At 59.7% G+C, this 16,665-nt stretch carries 16 protein-coding genes and 1 tRNA gene; 10 read left to right on the top strand and 7 right to left on the bottom strand.

The features are described from left to right. The first annotated feature begins 196 nt into the window (after nt 1–196). The gene (locus ACZ5FP_RS03115; protein ID WP_464662078.1) at nt 197–568 is read left to right on the top strand and encodes a hypothetical protein; all 372 of its coding nucleotides are present in this window, start codon (nt 197–199) and stop codon (nt 566–568) included. Between the two features lie 22 nt (nt 569–590). Here ACZ5FP_RS03115 and ACZ5FP_RS03110 read toward each other — a convergent pair whose 3' ends face one another. After that, complete coding sequence (locus tag ACZ5FP_RS03110) at nt 591–1,196, bottom strand: TetR/AcrR family transcriptional regulator (protein ID WP_464662077.1); 606 nt, start codon at nt 1,194–1,196, stop codon at nt 591–593. A gap of 106 nt (nt 1,197–1,302) precedes the next feature. On the opposite strand from ACZ5FP_RS03110, the gene ACZ5FP_RS03105 reads away from it, so the two are divergent. Next, nucleotides 1,303–2,076 carry an NIPSNAP family protein gene (locus tag ACZ5FP_RS03105; RefSeq protein ID WP_464662076.1) on the top strand — a complete coding sequence of 258 codons (774 nt, stop codon included), beginning with the start codon at nt 1,303–1,305 and terminating at the stop codon, nt 2,074–2,076. Between the two features lie 47 nt (nt 2,077–2,123). Here ACZ5FP_RS03105 and ACZ5FP_RS03100 read toward each other — a convergent pair. Both ACZ5FP_RS03100 and ACZ5FP_RS03095 read right to left on the bottom strand, forming a co-directional pair. Then, a tRNA-Ala gene (locus ACZ5FP_RS03100) sits at nt 2,124–2,199 on the bottom strand. Nucleotides 2,200–2,363: 164 nt separating this feature from the next. After that, nucleotides 2,364–2,753, bottom strand: a complete 390-nt coding sequence (locus ACZ5FP_RS03095) for a TIGR02300 family protein (RefSeq protein ID WP_105734052.1) — start codon at nt 2,751–2,753, stop codon at nt 2,364–2,366. A 252-nt stretch (nt 2,754–3,005) separates the two neighbouring features. Between ACZ5FP_RS03095 and aroA the strand changes: the two genes are divergently transcribed. The 4 genes from aroA (at nt 3,006) to rpsA (ending at nt 7,592) form a co-directional block, all read left to right on the top strand. Continuing rightward, the gene (gene aroA, locus ACZ5FP_RS03090; RefSeq protein ID WP_464662075.1) at nt 3,006–4,361 is read left to right on the top strand and encodes a 3-phosphoshikimate 1-carboxyvinyltransferase; all 1,356 of its coding nucleotides are present in this window, start codon (nt 3,006–3,008) and stop codon (nt 4,359–4,361) included. A 5-nt stretch (nt 4,362–4,366) separates the two neighbouring features. Next, entirely contained in the window at nt 4,367–4,723 is a 357-nt protein-coding gene (locus tag ACZ5FP_RS03085; protein WP_464662073.1) for a hypothetical protein, read from the top strand. Nucleotides 4,724–5,108: 385 nt separating this feature from the next. Further along, on the top strand, nt 5,109–5,765 hold the full coding sequence (cmk, locus tag ACZ5FP_RS03080; RefSeq protein ID WP_464663154.1) for a (d)CMP kinase: 657 nt from the start codon (nt 5,109–5,111) through the stop codon (nt 5,763–5,765). A 126-nt stretch (nt 5,766–5,891) separates the two neighbouring features. Next, nucleotides 5,892–7,592: a 30S ribosomal protein S1 gene (rpsA, locus tag ACZ5FP_RS03075; RefSeq protein WP_091879198.1), complete on the top strand. Its 1,701-nt coding sequence runs from the start codon at nt 5,892–5,894 to the stop codon at nt 7,590–7,592. Between the two features lie 70 nt (nt 7,593–7,662). Here the strand turns inward: rpsA and ACZ5FP_RS03070 are convergent, their stop codons facing one another. The 3 genes from ACZ5FP_RS03070 to ACZ5FP_RS03060 all read right to left on the bottom strand — a co-directional run bounded on the left by ACZ5FP_RS03070 (nt 7,663) and on the right by ACZ5FP_RS03060 (nt 10,698). Continuing rightward, entirely contained in the window at nt 7,663–8,250 is a 588-nt protein-coding gene (locus ACZ5FP_RS03070; protein WP_346306129.1) for a hypothetical protein, read from the bottom strand. A gap of 85 nt (nt 8,251–8,335) precedes the next feature. Next, the gene (locus ACZ5FP_RS03065; RefSeq protein ID WP_464662070.1) at nt 8,336–9,334 is read right to left on the bottom strand and encodes a zinc-dependent alcohol dehydrogenase family protein; all 999 of its coding nucleotides are present in this window, start codon (nt 9,332–9,334) and stop codon (nt 8,336–8,338) included. A gap of 80 nt (nt 9,335–9,414) precedes the next feature. Next, nucleotides 9,415–10,698: an ABC transporter substrate-binding protein gene (locus ACZ5FP_RS03060; protein WP_464663153.1), complete on the bottom strand. Its 1,284-nt coding sequence runs from the start codon at nt 10,696–10,698 to the stop codon at nt 9,415–9,417. Nucleotides 10,699–11,161: 463 nt separating this feature from the next. On the opposite strand from ACZ5FP_RS03060, the gene ACZ5FP_RS03055 reads away from it, so the two are divergent. The 4 genes from ACZ5FP_RS03055 to ACZ5FP_RS03040 all read left to right on the top strand — a co-directional run bounded on the left by ACZ5FP_RS03055 (nt 11,162) and on the right by ACZ5FP_RS03040 (nt 15,652). After that, nucleotides 11,162–12,178 carry a LacI family DNA-binding transcriptional regulator gene (locus ACZ5FP_RS03055; protein ID WP_464663152.1) on the top strand — a complete coding sequence of 339 codons (1,017 nt, stop codon included), beginning with the start codon at nt 11,162–11,164 and terminating at the stop codon, nt 12,176–12,178. Between the two features lie 113 nt (nt 12,179–12,291). After that, on the top strand, nt 12,292–13,278 hold the full coding sequence (locus ACZ5FP_RS03050) for a tagatose kinase (RefSeq protein WP_464662069.1): 987 nt from the start codon (nt 12,292–12,294) through the stop codon (nt 13,276–13,278). 1 nt (nt 13,279) lies between these two features. Next, nucleotides 13,280–14,548 (top strand): D-tagatose-bisphosphate aldolase, class II, non-catalytic subunit, encoded by a 1,269-nt coding sequence (locus ACZ5FP_RS03045; protein ID WP_464662068.1) that lies wholly within the window; start codon nt 13,280–13,282, stop codon nt 14,546–14,548. A 135-nt stretch (nt 14,549–14,683) separates the two neighbouring features. Continuing rightward, on the top strand, nt 14,684–15,652 hold the full coding sequence (locus tag ACZ5FP_RS03040) for a complex I NDUFA9 subunit family protein (protein ID WP_464662066.1): 969 nt from the start codon (nt 14,684–14,686) through the stop codon (nt 15,650–15,652). A 56-nt stretch (nt 15,653–15,708) separates the two neighbouring features. Here the strand turns inward: ACZ5FP_RS03040 and ACZ5FP_RS03035 are convergent, their stop codons facing one another. Next, on the bottom strand, nt 15,709–16,515 hold the full coding sequence (locus tag ACZ5FP_RS03035; protein ID WP_464662064.1) for an undecaprenyl-diphosphate phosphatase: 807 nt from the start codon (nt 16,513–16,515) through the stop codon (nt 15,709–15,711). Nucleotides 16,516–16,665 lie beyond the last annotated feature (150 nt).

Here is a 16,665-nt window from a genome sequence, read left to right as displayed (position 1 = left end):
TCTTTTCCGACTGGTTTGATCGATTTTCTCGCGCTAATCCAGTCGAAAACAGCAAGCGCCGCGCGGGCCAGTGAAATAGTCTCCGGCGAGGACAACCTAACTATTTTTTGCTAGCGGCGGTGCTCTGGCACAAATCCGAATTCGAGACTATAGATTCGCACGGACTGTCATGTCTGTTCAGAGAAAGAATGCGCTCATGCCACAGGTTTCGCAGCTGTTCTTCAAATCCGCGACGATCTTGTTTCTACTGGGTATCATCATGGGGCTGCAAATGGGGTTATCGGGCGATCACAGCGCCTTTCCCGCCCACGCCCATCTCAATCTTCTCGGTTGGGTCAGCAGCGCGATATTCGGCACCTACTACGCGCTCAACCCGGCAAAGGCCGCCGGACGCCTGCCAATGCTTCAGTTCATCGTCTACACCGTGGGTGTCGTTGTGATGATACCGCCGCTGTATTTCCTGTCGCTTGGCAATGCCGCGATGGAACCGCTGGTCGGCATCGGCTCGATGATCGTGTTCGCCGGCGTGCTCTTGTTCACGGCGGTGGTTTTCTCGCGGCAGGCCTGACCAGCAGCCCAGGGTCTGGACCCTAGGGCAAAAGCTTTTCCAGCTGCACCGCGCAATCGCGCAGCGGCAGCGCGCTCTGGCTGGCCTTGGCCATCGCCATGGCGCCGGAATAGGCGGCGATCACCAGTGTGGCCAGCGCCCCGGCCTGCCGGGGTGCGAGTGCCGGATCGTCATCCTGGAATCTCTGTGCAAGCACCCCGATCCAACGCTCAAAGATGGCGTTGGACGCATGGCGGAAATCAGGATCAGCCAGCGAAAGCTCCATGGCGAGATTGTTGAGCGGGCATCCCGTCACCGCCTGATTGCGCTCCAGTTCGCCGGCCACCGCGGAAAAAAACGCCAGGACGCCGGTCTTCGGCCGGTCTGCCCGCAGCACCGGCTCGATCGCGGTTGCGTTGACCTCGCGCGCCACCCGTTCTTCTATGACGGCAAGCCCCAGGGCCTTCTTGGTGGGGAAATGATGATGCAGGGCGCCGCCCGTCGCCCCGGCCGCCTGAACGACATCCTGAACGCTGGTCGAATGATAGCCGCGCCTTTGGAAAAGGTCCGCCGCCACATCGAGGATGCGTGAACGCATTCCCTGCGGATCATTGACCCTCTTCGGCTTTCCGATCGAATCCTGTGCCATGTCAGCCCCTTCATGCCGCCGCAGACTAACAAGTTGACAAAAACAGGACAACCGGTTTTATTAAAAACAGGATGACCGGTCTGTTTTATGGGAAGGATTGAACGAGATGCCCGAATTGATGCAATCAAAGGCTGTTCAGCGGACCGCGGCGGCGGGGAGGCATTTCAGTTCCATCGTCGAACTCAGGCGCTATACGCTTCATCCCGGCCGCCGTGACGACCTCATCGACCTGTTCGACACCCATTTTCTGGAAAGCCAGGAAGCCTGCGGCATGACCGTCATCGGCCAGTTCCGCGATCCGGATGATCCCGACGCCTTTGTCTGGCTGCGTGGTTTTGAAGATATGGCAACCCGGCAGGGGGCGTTGACCGCGTTCTATGACGGCCCGGTCTGGCGCGCGCATCGCGACAGGGCAAACGGCACCATGATCGATTCCGACAATGTACTGTTGCTTCACCCCGCCGAATCATCCAGCGGGTTTGCCCTTCCCGCCGCCCGGCCGGCGTCCCCGACGGAAGCCGCGTCACCGGCGGTGTTTCAAGTGGTCACCTATCAACTCAAGCGGCCTGCGGACCAGGGCTTCCAAAGCTATTACAGCACGTCCGTCGCGCCGCTCCTGCAAGGACGGGGCGACAATCCGGTTGCCGTCTTCACATCCGAGCACGGCGAGAACACGTTCACCCGGCTCCCCGTGCGGCAAAATGAAAATGTGCTGGCGGTCTTTTCCCGGTTTGACGATGAGTCCGCACACAAAACCTATAGGGCAGCTCTGGAGAACGACGCGGCATGGCTGTCGGAGCAGACACGGCTCGCAGCCTATCTCACCGGCAAGCCACTGGTGACACGCCTGCAGCCGACTGCGCGCTCGCGGCTGCGCTGAAGCGGCAACCATGTGCCGCGGACAAAATTCTGAAATCACTGAAGATTTGGTGGAGCCAAGCGGGATCGAACCGCTGACCTCTTGCATGCCATGCAAGCGCTCTCCCAGCTGAGCTATGGCCCCATTCCATTAGCCGGTTTCGGCTAAGCCGGATAAATCCGGCTGGACAGTCGAACGGTTGGGAACCGTTCCGAGGCGGGTACATATCGCCCGCCGCAGAGAAGATCAAGGTCTATTCGCCGGATATTTCCGTTATTTTTCGGAAGAGCGAAAGACCTTGTTCAAAATCAGTTTTCGTCGTCTTCGCCGATGCCGCCGCCGAGGATATCGGTAACGTCGTCATCTTCGTCTTCCTCGTCTTCGGCAAGGAACGTGTCGTCATCATCGGCATCGTCGACATCCACATCGACGTCATCGCCCAGATCCGGCACGTCGCCATCGACATCGCCATCGGCTTCTTCAAGCGAAACGAATTCCGGCTTTTCCAGAACGACATCGAGTTCTTCGGTCTCGACCTCTTCCTCTTCCTCACGCGCGGAAGGAACAGTCGAATCAAAATAGCTGAGCGGATAGCTCTTGCCCGTATAAGGGGAGACGATCGGATCGCGGTTCAGATCGTAGAATTTCTGACCTGTTTCAGGGTCGACTCGCTTGGTACCAAGTTTTGGATTTACCACGTTATGCCTCGTCTTCTGGCTGCGCCTGCATCCGGTATGCCATCGTCCAACCGTTTATGCCAGCGCTCATCAAATGGATTTCTGGTCCCATAAACGCAATTCAGCGCATTTGTCAAAGCCAAAACGACGCGAGATTGCCGTTCGGCCGAACTATGCATTTGCGAGATGACCGGACGAACAAGCTGTGTTAGGAACGCCGACGCCTACAGGCTCGAGATGAAACACCAATTTTCCTTGTGATTGATCGTACTCATGTCCCATTCCGCATTGCCCAAGCCCGCCACCGCCCGCCGTTCCAAGGCCCTGTCCGGAGATATCCGGATTCCCGGAGACAAATCGATATCGCATCGCTCCTTCATGTTTGGCGGCCTTGCCTCGGGCGAGACCCGCATCACCGGGCTGCTGGAAGGCGAGGACGTGATCAACACCGGCCGGGCCATGCAGGCCATGGGTGCGAAAATCGCGCGGGAAGGCGATGTGTGGATCATTCAGGGCACCGGCAATGGCTGCCTGCTGCAGCCGGAAGCGCCGCTCGATTTCGGCAATGCCGGCACGGGTGCCCGCCTGACCATGGGGCTTGTCGGCGTCTACGCGATGGAAACCACCTTCATTGGCGATGCCTCCCTGTCCAAGCGCCCCATGGGCCGCGTGCTCAATCCCCTGCGGGAAATGGGCGTTCAGGTGACCGCATCAGACGGCGACCGCATGCCGCTGACACTGCGCGGCCCCAAGGTTGCCGCCCCCATCACCTACCGGGTTCCGATGGCTTCGGCACAGGTCAAATCAGCCGTGTTGCTGGCGGGCCTCAACACACCGGGCATAACGACGGTCATCGAACCGGTCATGACGCGCGACCATACGGAAAAGATGCTGCAGGGGTTTGGCGCCAATCTTTCCGTCGAAACCGACAAGGACAATGTCCGGCACATCCGCATCGAGGGCCAGGGCAAGCTCACCGGCCAGATCATCGACGTGCCCGGCGATCCGTCGTCGACGGCGTTTCCGCTGGTGGCGGCACTGCTCGTGCCCGGTTCCGATATCACCATCCGCAATGTGCTGATGAACCCGACCCGTACAGGCCTCATTCTGACCTTGCAGGACATGGGCGCCAGCATTGAGATCCTCAATGCCCGCCTTGCCGGCGGCGAGGATGTCGCGGACCTGCGCGTGTGCGCCTCCGAGCTGAAAGGCGTGATCGTCCCGGCTGACCGGGCGCCCTCGATGATTGATGAATATCCCGTGCTCGCCGTCGCGGCGGCCTTTGCCACCGGCGAGACCGTGATGAACGGCCTCGAGGAATTGCGGGTCAAGGAATCGGATCGCCTGTCGGCCGTTGCCAACGGCCTCAAGGCCAACGGCGTCGATTGCACGGAAGGCCCGGAAACCCTGAGCGTGCGCGGCCGCCCGGATGGCAAGAACCTCGGCGGCGGCACGGTCGAGACCCATCTCGATCATCGCATTGCCATGAGCTTCCTCGTCATGGGCCTCGTCGCGGAAAAACCCGTTACCGTCGATGACTCCACCATGATTGCCACAAGCTTTCCGGAATTCATGGACATGATGAGCGGCATGGGTGCCGAGATTTCCGTGCAGGAAACACCAGCCTGATACCGATGAGCGCGCTTTTTTCCGCCCTGACGGTTTACGCCCTTTATATGATGTCGAGCGTTCCGTTCGTCGTCTGGGCGGGACGAAGCGCCTATCGCGGCACAATTTCCAGTGGATCATCGCAGCCATGGCCCGGCATTTTGAGTTCGATCATGCGGGTCGTTCTTCCTTTGCTTCTGATCTTCCTCTATGCGTGGAATGTCTCCGATGGTTCCCGGCCGGATGTTTCCGTGCCTGAGACTGCTGGAACAAGCGATTGGATGCCCTATCAGTTTCTGCTTCTGCCGCCCGCGTTCGGATCAATCGTCGGTTATGGCATAGGCTTCCTCATGGGCGCAAAGGCAAGAAACAGAGAGCGATGATCGAACCTGCTGTCCATTTGCAGACTGCGTTGACAACGGCTCCCCTGCAGGCAGGGAGTGCCTGATGTTTTTCCTGCTCACCTCCCTGGTCATTGTTGGCGTTGCCTACGCCATTGAACGGTTTGCGCTGAAAATCCGCTTCGGGCTCTTCGCCCTGCTGTTCTGGCTGTTCGTCTTCCAGTTTGCCCTGATATTCGCCATCGATGCGCTGCTGCAGAACATGTCCGCCTATCTGCCGGCATGGCTTTCCGCACTGGCGACCACGGTCGGCGGGTTCGCGTTCGTCACGATCGGCATCACGCCGCTGATCACGCTCGTCCTTGCCGCGGCTTATCTGCTGTTTGCCCTTGGCAACTGGCTGTTTGACCGCGATGAAAAGGACGATATCCACGCGCCGGCGCCGTCTTTCACCATCGCCATCGACGGACCGGCTGCATCGGGCAAAGGCACGCTGGCCCGGCGGATCGCCGATTATTACGGCTATCATCATCTTGATACCGGGCTGACATACCGCGCGGTTGCCAAGGCGCTGCTCGACCAGAACATGGCGCTCGACGACGAATTTCTGGCGGAAAAGGCGGCACGCGGCATCGATCTGTCGAAACTCGACCGGGCAGCCCTGTCCACGCATGATGTGGGCGAAGCGGCTTCCAAGGTTGCCGTCATGCCCGCGGTCCGGCGGGCGCTGGTTGCCGCCCAGCAGGCGTTTGCCCAGCGCTCCCCCGGCACCGTACTCGACGGGCGCGACATCGGAACGGTGGTCTGCCCGGACGCGCCGGTCAAACTTTACATCACCGCCTCCCCGCAAGCACGGGCGAAGCGGCGGTTTGACGAAATCAAATCCTCGGGCGCGGCTGTCCAGTATGAGGAGATTCTGGCCGATCTTACCCGCCGCGACGCCCGCGATATGGGCCGCACGGACTCGCCATTGAAGCCCGCTGCCGACGCGCACTTGCTAGATACGACGGAAATGGATATAGAGACCGCGTTTCTTGCTGCCAAAAAACTGATTGATCAGGCTTTGGTGGGAAACAGGCATTAAGCCAGCATCTGCTACCAGTCCATGCACCGGATTGCCCGCATAGGGCGGATTGGCCCGCAGATGAACCGCAACACGAACCACCGGTGCTGTGTCCGATGACGATGTCCGGACACACCAGGAGTATTTATGTCTCAAGCCAATCCAACGCGCGAAGATTTCGAAGCTCTTCTCGCCGAGTCCTTTGCCACCAATGACCTTGCTGAAGGTTATGTCGTCAAGGGCCGTATCGTCGCCATCGAAAAAGACATGGCGATCATTGACGCTGGCCTCAAGGTTGAAGGCCGCGTACCGCTCAAGGAATTCGGCGCGAAAGCCAAAGACGGCTCGCTGAAGCCGGGCGATATCGTTGAAGTCTACGTCGAGCGTATCGAAAATGCCCTCGGCGAAGCTGTTCTGTCGCGTGAAAAAGCACGCCGCGAAGAGAGCTGGGTCCGTCTTGAAGAGAAGTTCAACCGCGGCGAGCGCGTCGATGGTGTCATCTTCAATCAGGTCAAGGGTGGTTTCACCGTCGATCTCGACGGCGCCGTCGCCTTCCTGCCGCGTTCGCAGGTCGACATCCGTCCGATCCGCGACGTTACCCCGCTGATGCACAACCCGCAGCCCTTCGAAATCCTCAAGATGGACAAGCGTCGCGGCAACATCGTTGTTTCGCGTCGTACCGTTCTTGAAGAGAGCCGTGCTGAACAGCGCTCTGAAATCGTCCAGAACCTTGAAGAAGGTCAGGTCGTTGAAGGCGTCGTCAAGAACATCACCGACTATGGTGCGTTCGTTGACCTCGGCGGTATCGATGGTCTGCTGCACGTGACCGACATGGCATGGCGCCGCGTCAACCATCCGTCGGAAATCCTGAATATCGGCCAGACGGTCAAGGTTCAGATCATCCGCATCAACCAGGAAACACATCGTATTTCGCTCGGCATGAAGCAGCTCGAAAGCGATCCTTGGGATGGTATCGGTGCAAAGTACCCGATCGGCAAAAAGATCACCGGTACGGTTACGAACATCACCGACTACGGTGCATTCGTCGAAATCGAGCCAGGCATCGAAGGCCTTATCCACGTTTCCGAAATGTCCTGGACAAAGAAGAACGTGCATCCGGGCAAGCTGCTCTCGACCACGCAGGAAGTCGAAGTCGTTGTTCTCGAAGTGGATCCGGTCAAGCGCCGCATCTCGCTGGGCCTCAAGCAGACCCTCGACAACCCATGGACGACCTTCGCAGACAAGTTCCCTGTCGGCACGATCGTCGAAGGCGAAGTCAAGAACAAGACCGAATTCGGCCTGTTCATTGGCCTCGATGGCGATGTGGACGGCATGGTTCACCTCTCCGACCTCGACTGGAACCGTCCGGGCGAACAGGTCATCGAAGAGTACAACAAGGGTGACGTCGTCAAGGCGCAGGTTCTCGATGTTGACGTCGAGAAGGAACGCATCTCGCTCGGCATCAAGCAGCTCACAGGCGACAAGGTCGGTGAAGCAGCAACCTCGGGTGAACTGCGCAAGAACGCCGTTGTAACCGTTGAAGTCACGGGGATCACCGATGGCGGCCTCGAAGTCCGTCTGGTTGACCACGATCTCGACTCGTTCATCCGTCGTGCGGATCTGTCCCGCGATCGTGACGAACAGCGTCCGGAACGCTTCACGGTTGGCCAGAAGGTCGACGCCCGCGTCATCGCCTTCGACAAGAAGACCCGCAAGCTGCAGGTCTCCATCAAGGCGCTGGAAATCGCTGAAGAGAAGGAAGCCGTTGCACAGTACGGTTCGTCCGACTCCGGCGCTTCGCTGGGCGACATCCTCGGTGCCGCTCTGAAGAAGCAGGAAAAGAACTAAGCTTCTCCTGACGTTCTGACTGAAACGAAACCCGCTGGTCCCAGGACCGGCGGGTTTTTCTTTGCCGTTTTCAGATCGTGTCGAACTGGATCAGGATGAAGACGAGCTGACAGACAAGCGCCAGACTGAGGAACAGCCACTGCATCCTCTGCTCGCGCAGATAGGCAGCGGCACCACAGACACTGATCAGGAAAAGATTGCGCAGGGGATAGACAGGCCCAAGCGAATGAAAATGCTCCCGGCCCTTCATCGCCGTGTCGGCGAAATCGACCAGGAAGATCGCCATCAACAGGCCGAAGAACCAGGCACGCCGCGACATGAAGTAGTTTTCGTAGCCGGAATACCCGTCCATGCTGTCGGGAAAAAGCATACCGCAGGCCAGAAAGTGCAGGCTGGCGTAAAAAATGACGAAGAGGTAGGCCTCGAACTTCCACACCAAGGTCTGGTGCAGGTAAAATTCAAACCACCAGAAATGCACCACGGTCAGAAAGGTGAAGAATACCCAGCCAAGATGAATGGGATAAATATTCTTGCGCAACGGATGCTGAATGATGCGGGCGACACCGGTGAGCAGCCGGGAAATACTCAGACCCAGAATGATACCGATGATCACACGCACATGGGTAAAGACTTCCGGGCTCGGAATATTGCCATCCATTGTATGCTCCCCCGCAATTGACCGATTCTGACCGGTCCGGGGGCATGCTATCCAAGTCTTAACCCGAAGCAAACCTCGGGAAGATTTATTCGGCCGAGAATTGTACTTTCATGGTCTGCGGCGTTGCTGCGCCTTTCGCGAGATAGGGAAGAATGTCATCCAGCGGCAGGCGATGGGAGACAAGCCTTGCCATGGTTCCGTTGTCGCGCTGCAATATGGCCAAGGCATCGGGAATATTGCGGTTGAGCGAATGGGAGCCGACGAGACTGATCTGGCGGCGGAACATTTCGAACGGGGCGATCTGAATGCGTGCGTCCGGCGCGCTGACCCCGAAAACCAGCGCCGTTCCGCCATCGGCCGTGTAGGCGATCATCTCTTCCACCACCCTGGCGATACCCGTCGCATCGGCGACAAAATCAAACGCCTTCGCCTGTTTCCCAAGCGCAGCCGAGCCGGATACTATCGGCTTGAGGCCGAGCAATTGGGCAAAGCTCAACCGATCCTCATTGATGTCGGCAACGCTGACATCCTCGACGCCCTCCGCTTGCAGCGACAGGGCCATCAGCAAGCCGATCGGGCCCGCGCCGAAGACAAGGGCGTTTTTGGCACGTACGGCATGGGCATTGCCGAGCCCGTTGAGCACGCAGGCCAGCGGTTCGGCAAGCGCTGCAATGTGAAAAGGCAGATGGCCGATGCCATGCAGGTGCGCGGTGTTGACCGTACTGTACTGCGCGAAGCCGCCGTTGCGCGAGACGCCATAGGCTTCAAGACGGTCGCACAGGTTGGTCAATCCCTTGCGGCAGGACCGGCAGGTGCCGCAGGGAATGTTGGGATCGATGGCCACACGGTCGCCGGGACGCACATCCGTGACATCGTCCGCGACCATCTCGACGATACCGGCATATTCGTGGCCGGGAACAAGCGGAAAGGCGCCGTTGCCGTATCGCCCATGCAGCACGTCGATATCCGTATGGCACAGACCGGATGCCATCACCCGGACCAGCGCATGGCCGGGCGCAAGTTCCGGTTCATCAAGATCGGCCAGACCGGCAATGCCGAGGCCAGTGAATTGAATGGCTTTCATGGCAAATCCATCCTGTTGCAGGGAGCGCTGGCTTGCAGTGTGCCGTGGCCCGCACATCCCATGCGGGCCACGGCGGGAGGCTATTTGATGTAGCCGGCGCGGGTCATGATCTGCTCGACCTGCCGCTGCCCGGAATCCAGCGCCTGGTCGACGGTTTGCGTGCCCGCCAGTGCCGACGATATCAGCTGGCCGACCGTCGTACCGAACGCCTGGAATTCGGGAATGGCCACGAACTGCACGCCGGTATAGGGCACAGGATCTTTCGTCGGCTTTGTCGGGTCGGCCGCCATGATCGATTTCAGAACCGTTGCGGCGAACGGCGCGGCCTTCTGATAGTCCGGATTGTCATAGGTGGATTTGCGTGTTCCCGGCGGAACCGCAACCCAGCCTTCACTGGCGGCAACCCGCTTGACGTACTCCTTCGACGTCGCCCATTTCAGGAAGGATTTCGCCGCGTCGACTTTCTTCGACGTGGCGGGAATGGCCAGGGTCCAGGCCCAGGACCAGCCGGCGCCATTGGGTGTCACCTGAACGGGTGCCCGCGTGAACGCCACCTTGTCCGCCACCTTGCTTTGCTTGGGATCGAAAACACGGCCGGCCGCCGATGTCGCATCGATCCACATGGCGCAGTGGCCTGTGGCAAACAGCGCCTGGTTTTCATTGAAGCCGTTCGAGGTCGCACCGGGCGGGCCGTACTTCTTCATCAGGTCGACATAGGTCGCAATGGCTTCTTTCCACGGCGCCGAGTTGATCTGCGGTTTCCAGTCCATGTCGAACCAGCGCCCGCCATAGGTGTTGATCATAGTTCCGAGGAACGCCATGTTCTCGCCCCACCCGGCCTTGCCGCGCAAGCAGATGCCATATTGCTCTTTCGACGTGTCGGTCAGCTTGGCGGCAAACTGCTTGATCTGGTCATAGGTGGGCTGATCCGGCATGGTCAGGCCCGCCGCATCGAAGAGATCCTTGCGGTAGAGCGTGAACGAGCTTTCCGTATAGAACGGGACCGCATAGAGCTTGCCGTCGACGGTGAGGCCCTTTTTGATCGGATCGAGCAGATCGGCATAATCATAATCGTCGCCGAGGTCATCCACCGATGCCAGCCATCCGGACTTGCCCCAGATCGGCTCCTCATAGCCGCCGATGGTCAGGATATCGAACTGGCCGCTTTTGGTGGCAATATCGGTGGTCACACGCTGACGCAGCACGTTTTCTTCCAGGACCACCCAGTTGAGCTTGTTGCCGGTCGCCTTCTCCCATTCGGGCGACAATTTCTGCATCACGATCATATCGGCATTGTTGACGGTCGCGATGGTCAATTCTTCTGCAGACGCAGTGCTGGCAAGAGCGCCGGTGGCGGCGGTCATGAGCAGCAGGTGCGTTGCCCTCCTCAAGGTAACGCTCATTCTCTCCTCCTCCAAGGTTAAGCCTACGAACTTTACGCACGTAAACTTAAAATAAGTCATACCAAAATATTCGCAGGTCTGTATACAAGAATCTGCAGGGCGCATTTCTGCCGAAGCAGCGACCTTCGCCATGGCCGGCGTGCTTCCACGATCGCCGGCAGGGAACATTGCCGGGTACCGGACGTTACAGGAGCGAAAGTTTGACATGATCCAGAATTGTTGTGGTTCAATCAAAAACTTGACGCATGTGATCGGCTCTGTAAATTTTTGATTGGCCTCGCGGGTTGCGGGTGCCAGGCACGCAAACGGAAAGACCGATGAAATTGTCTCACGACATTTTCTTCACAAGCACGGCGATGTCTCCTAAAACAGGCGAATCGGTCGTGAAAAGGGAATGCACGCGGTGAAAAAGACGATCAGAACAATGGAAGACTTTTCCGCGTTTGTCGGCCTGTCGCGGCCCACCGTGTCGAAATACTTCAACGACCCCAGCTCCGTGCGCAAGAAGACCCGCGACATCATCGAGGCCGCGGTCAAGCAGTCCGGCTTCCGCCCGAATATTTTCGCGGTCAATCTCAATCGCCGCCGCACCAATATTCTCGGCATCATCATCCCGAATTCAACAGATCCGTTCTACACGGCCCTGACCCGCCGAATCGAAGGCATCGCCGAACAGGCGGGTTATCTCGCCTTCGTTCTCAGTTCCGACGGCAAGCCGGAACTGGAAGAGCGCGCCATCGAAACCTTCAAGTCGATGAATGTCGCCGGGTCGATCATCGCGCCGCTCGGCGTACAGTCGCACCAGGAAAAACTGCTGAAACTGGGCGAGTCCATCCCCATGATCTATGTGGACTCACCCCTGGATACGGTTTCGCCCTTCGTCGGCACCAACAACCGGCAGAGCTTCCAGCTTATTGTCGATTATCTCACCCGTTCCGGCGATGCGCCCTGCTATTTCGGCATGCCGCCGGTCAACAGCAACGCATTTGAACGGCGCGAGGCCTATTGCGAGGCGATGGACAGCCTGAAGCTTGAGCCGCGCGTTATCGAAGTGGAGCAGGCCGCCGACTGGGATTTCGAGAAATCCGCGTTCGATGCCACGACCCAGATCCTGCGCGATGGCGGCTTTCCCACCAGAACCGTGCTCTGCGCCAATGACCGTGTGGCTTTCGGCGTGATTGCCGCCGCCTTCCAGGCCGGCGTGAAGGTCGGGCGCGGCGAGGACTGCGACCTGCGTGTTGCCGGCCATGACGATCAGCCCCTGTCGCGCTACATGTGCCCACCCCTGACGACGGTCGCCCAGAACTACAACGAGATCGGCAGGCTGGCGGCGGCGCTGTTGTTCCACAAGCTCGGCGAGCATCAGGACTCGAAATTCGAACTGCCTGCCAATGAACGGATATTGCTGAACGCCGAGATCATGCTGCGCATGTCAGCCTGATGCAAAACTTGTCGCGCGTAAAGATTTATTTGTTGACACGGAAATAATAGAGCTTATCTGTTTGTGCCGAGCGTATTGACGATTCAAGCGCGAGACAACAGGCAGACAGCGACATGACGGTTGACGTGACCCCTTCCTCCCTGGCCCCGGAGAGCCTTGGCCCGACCATTACCGTTGGCGAAATCCTCGTCGAGATCATGGCCACGACGATCGGCAAGGGATTCCTCGACGCCCAGTCGCTGATCGGACCTTTTCCAAGTGGTGCGCCGGCTATCTTTATCGACCAGGTGGCCAAACTCGGCGGACAGGCCGGTATCATTGCCACAGTCGGCAGTGACGATTTCGGGCGCCTGAACGTCGAACGGCTGCGCCGGGACGGTGCCGATGTCTCGGCTATCGCCGTCAGCCCCGATTATCCCACGGGCAGTGCGTTTGTCCGCTATGCCGATGATGGCACGCGCGATTTCGTCTACAATATCGCCCGCAGCGCCGCAGGCAACATCGACCTGAACGACAGCGCCAGAGCCCTGATTGCGCGCGCCGGTCATTTGCATGTCATGGGATCCGCCCTGTCGATCCCGGCGGTTTGGCCGATCATCGACTATGCCCTCCGGGAGATCAAGCAGCGCGGCGGCACGCTCTCGCTCGACCCCAACATGCGCAAGGAACTGGCCGCCGGTGCAGAGACCGGACGCCAGTTCAAAGTCCTCGTGGCGGCGAGCGACCTGCTCCTGCCATCAGGCGACGAGCTTTTCGTGGCCTGCCCGGCGGCCACCGACGACGAAGCGATCAAAGAGCTCCTCGCCTCCGGCATTGCGGAAATCGTGGTGAAGCGCGGCCAGCATGGCTCGGCGCTGTACACCAAGGCGGGCAGTGTCAGCCGCCCGGCATTCCTCGTTGATGAAATCGACCCGACCGGCGCCGGCGACTGCTTCGGCGCCACCTATCTCACCTGCCGCCGTCTCGGCCATGCAGCGGCGCAGGCACTCGATTTTGCCAATGCCGCCGGCGCCCGCAACGTGACCCGCCGCGGCCCCATGGAAGGCACATCGACCTTCCCGGAACTCGACCAGTTCATCGCTGCGACACCAAGGAAGTAAGATGTTCAAGTCCCTCGCCCAGTTGGCCACGGCGCACCGCAATGGTGACAATGCCGGTATCACATCCGTCTGCTCCGCCCATCCCCTTGTCATCAGGGCGGCCCTGCGGCGCGGCAAAAAGCACGGACAGATCGTTCTCATCGAGGCAACGTGCAACCAGGTCAACCAATATGGCGGCTATACCGGCATGACGCCGGTCGATTTCGTCGTCTTCGTCGAAGCGATTGCCCGCGAAGAAGGCTTTGACCGCAACAATCTCATCTTCGGCGGTGATCATCTCGGCCCCAATCCATGGCGCAAGCTGCCGGCGGAAGAGGCCATGGCGAAGGCGGAAGCCATGGTCATCGACTATATCCAGGCCGGCTTCACCAAGATCCATCTGGACGCCAGCATGGGCTGCGCCGGGGAGCCGCCGGCGCTCGATGACGAGGTGACGGCCCAGCGCGCCGCGCGGCTCGCCAAGGCCGCCGAACAGGCGGCGGCGGCAAGCGGCTTTGCTCTGCCCAATTACATCATCGGCACGGAAGTACCGGTTCCGGGCGGCGCGGACCATGAACTGACCGAGGTCACGCCCACCAGCCCGGATGCGGCACGCCACACTATTGCCGTGCACCGAGCGCGCTTTGCCAGCGAAGGACTTCAGGCTGCCTTTGACCGCGTCATCGGTATTGTCGTGCAGCCCGGCGTCGAGTTCGGCAATGAGAATGTCGTCGAATACCGGCCGGATCAGGCCGTGGCGCTGACGAAACTGCTGGCGCATGAACCGCAATTCGTGTTCGAAGCCCATTCCACCGACTACCAGACCGTGCAGTCGCTTTCGGCGCTCGTGCGCGACGGGTTTCCGATTCTCAAAGTCGGCCCGGGCCTGACCTTTGCCCTGCGCGAAGCACTCTACGGGCTCGACCTGATCGCGTCGGAACTGGACAAGGCTTACGGCGAACGCCCGCTCGCCCGCGCCATGGAACGCCTCATGCTGGAAAAGCCGGGGCATTGGGCGTCGCATTACCACAGAGCGGACGATGCCCTGCATGTTCAGCGTCACTACAGCTACAGCGACCGCATCCGCTATTACTGGACCGAGCCGGAAGCCATGCAGGCCGTCAACACGCTCATGGCTGCTCTGGCCGGGCGTGACATTCCCGAAACCCTGCTGCGGCAGTTTTTGCCCGATCTTGCCGTTCATCCCGCGGACCGCAGCAATCCGGAAGCCATCCTGATTGCCGCCGTCGACCGCGTGCTTGCGGATTATTCCGCTGCCTGCGGCTGGTAACCGGCGCCCGGCACAATCCCTTCCGGCCAAGCGCGGCAACGCGCCGCGAGACCTGCTGTCGATCCACCCTTTGCCTTCGCGGCAAAAGGCTTTAAACAGCAGGGGAATATTGGACGATTTCCATAGGAGTGCCAGATGACAATCACGAAGCCAAAACTTGTCACGATTTTCGGGGGTTCGGGTTTTGTCGGTCGTCACGTCGTGCGGGCCCTGACCAAGCGCGGCTATCGTGTTCGCGTCGCCGTGCGCCGGCCCGACCTTGCTTTCCATCTGCAACCCCTCGGCGGTGTCGGCCAGATCCAGGCCGTTCAGGCCAATCTGCGTTACCGCTGGTCGATCGACCGTGCCGTTGCCGGGTCCGATCACGTCATCAATCTCGTCGGGATTGCCTATGAAAGCGGTGCCCAGCGCTTCAGCACCGTGCATGAGTTCGGCGCCCGCGCCGTGGCCGAGGCTGCGCGCGCTGCCGGCGTTCCGCTGACCCACATGTCCGCGCTCGGTGCCGATGCGCACTCGTCCTCGCTTTATGCCAGCACCAAGGGCCGCGCCGAAGCGGCCGTGCGCGAGACATTGCCCGATGCGGTGATCATCCGCCCGTCCATCGTGTTCGGACCGGAAGATGATTTCTTCAACCGCTTTGCCGGCATGGCCCGCATCTCGCCCTTCCTGCCGCTGATCGGCGGCGGCAAGACCCGGTTCCAGCCGGTTTATGTCGGCGATCTCGCGGAGGTGTTTGCCCGCTCCGTCGATGGCGCGCTCAATGCCGGACAGGTGTATGAACTCGGCGGTGCCGAAGTGCTGACATTCCGCCAGTGCCTGCAGGAAACCCTGCGCATCATCGGACGCAAGCGCATCCTGGTCTCCATTCCATGGTGGGTTGCCAAGCTTCAGGGCTCTGTTCTCGGCCTTCTGCCGAAACCGCTTCTGACCAAGGATCAGGTGGTGCTGCTGCACAAGGACTCCGTTGTGTCCGAAGCGGCAAAGAAGGAAAATCGCACGCTGGAAGGCCTCGGCATCCAGCCGCAGACAATCGATACGATCCTGCCGTCCTATCTCTGGCGCTTCCGTGCTCAGGGGCAGTATTCGAGCCAGAAACCCGCCTGATACCGGCGGTACAGTTCCAAACAAAACCCCGGCTTCGACCGGGGTTTTTTGTCTTCCTACTTCGCCAGGATGAGCGCGATCAGGCCGACCGTACCGACGATCACCCGCCAGTAGGCAAACAATGCAAAACCGTGCCGCGAGACATAGTCCAGAAGATACCGCACGACGAAGACGCCCGATATGAAGGCTGCGACAAAGCCGATGGCGATCAGCGATGCATCGTTGAGCGTCAGCACATCGCGGTTCTTGAAGAGATCATAGGCAAAGGCGCCCGCCATGGTCGGCATCGCCAGAAAGAACGAGAACTCGGCCGCCGAGCGCTTGTCTGCGCCGAGCAGGAGCGCACCGACGATGGTCGAGCCGGAACGCGATGTTCCGGGGATCATGGCGAGACACTGGATGAAACCGATCTTCAGGCACAGCGACAACGGATAGTCCATCACATTGGTGTGGCGCGGCTTCAGGTCCAGCCGGTCCACCCAGAGCAGAATGATTCCGCCGACAATCAGCATGATGCAGATCAGCATCGGCGATTCAAACAGCACCGCCTTGATGAACCCATGCGCCAGCACGCCGATGACGACGGCCGGCAGGAACGCGACGAGAATGCCGGCGACGAAACGCCGGGTGCCCGCATCGCCGGGAAGGTCCCGGGCAATTTTCAGCAGGCGGCCGAAATAGACAGTGAGAATGGCCAGGATCGCGCCAAGCTGGATCAGAACCTCGAATGTCTTGCCGTTTGATTCAAAGCCGAGGAAGCGTCCGGCCAGCAGCAGATGCCCTGTGGAGGAGACCGGTATAAACTCTGTTAACCCTTCCAGCAATCCGAGAAAAAGGGCTTCGACAATTGTCTGCGATTCCATGATTATGACTTCCGATGGTGATCCCGGTCAGGATGATCACATGCTGTTTGCTTGTCTCACGCCGCAGTTGCGCCTATAGGTTCGCATAGACTCAAGGGCGGCCGAGCAATACGCTGCCCCCCGATAAAATGCCAGTTCGAAAGATTTATG

Source organism: Phyllobacterium sp. T2-21 (assembly GCF_055378485.1).
The sequence above is the reverse complement of the archived record's forward strand: the minus strand, read 5'-3'. Positions and strand labels throughout refer to the sequence as shown.